This is a genomic window from Deinococcus radiopugnans ATCC 19172 (assembly GCF_006335125.1).
Taxonomy (GTDB): domain Bacteria; phylum Deinococcota; class Deinococci; order Deinococcales; family Deinococcaceae; genus Deinococcus; species Deinococcus radiopugnans.
Genome location: NZ_VDMO01000072.1, coordinates 1 through 912, shown reverse-complemented (window position 1 = coordinate 912; position 912 = coordinate 1). Strand labels below are relative to the sequence as shown.

The window sequence follows — 912 nt, the reverse complement described above, 5'->3', positions numbered from 1 at the left end:
AAGATTTCTGGAGCCTCTTTGAAGCCAGTACCTGCGCCGTCGAGCGTCGCCGGGCCCTGTTCTTCGCGCTGCTCGCTGAGCAGCGCCCACAACGCGAGATACTGTCCTTGAGTCGGTATAGCCGCGTGACGGCGTATCACCTGCTGGGTCGCTATCGGGAACAGGGTCTGGCCGCGTTGCAAGACGGGCGTCAGAGCAACCGTGGCGCGCCCACCCTGTTGACGCCAGCAGAGCAGCAACGTCTGGCAGCGCAGTTGCACGATGATTTCGAGCGAGGCATCGTGTGGGAAGGCAAGCAGGTCCAGACCTGGATTCAGCAGGAATTCGGTAAGGACGTGTATCTGGGACGTACCTACGAGTTCATGCGCGCCGCGGGCTTTTCGCCTCAAAAACCACGCCCACAACATGTCAAGGGCGACGAGGAAGCCAAGGAGGTGTTCAGAACAAAGGGCTAGTGGAGCAGCTCCGCACGGCGGAGCTGCTCCATCCTCATGTCTCCCTCTGGGCCATGGACGAACATCGTCTGGGCTTACAACCGATTCTGCGCACGGTGTGGGCACCCACGGGACAGCCGCTGATCTGTCCCGTCCACCCGCGCTACGAGTGGCTGTACATCTACGCGTTTGTCAACCCGCAGAGCGGGGAGAGCCGGTTCTGGCTGGTTCCGGTGCTGAACAAGATCGCCTACCAGGCCGTCATGGCTGCCTTCGCCCAGAGTGTGGGGGCGGGTGAGGATCACCACGTCCTGGTGGTGCAGGACGGTGGAGGTTTTCATGTCCCTGCACCGCAGGGACATCCACCGGGCATCGAAACCATCACGCTGCCACCGTATGCCCCCGAGTTGCAGCCGGCCGAACGGCTCTGGGACTTGACTGACGATACGGTGGCCAATCGCTGCTTTGACACCCTGCA

At 62.0% G+C, this 912-nt stretch carries 2 protein-coding genes; both read left to right on the top strand.

Features of this window, described 5'->3' with window-relative positions; genetic code table 11:
- Positions 1–455, top strand: a 455-nt coding sequence (locus tag FHR04_RS20715) for a winged helix-turn-helix domain-containing protein (protein WP_139405058.1), incomplete at its 5' end; no start/stop codon positions are given.
- Between the two features lie 53 nt (positions 456–508).
- The coding region (locus FHR04_RS20710) for a transposase (RefSeq protein ID WP_211344230.1) at positions 509–912 on the top strand (404 nt) is incomplete at its 3' end.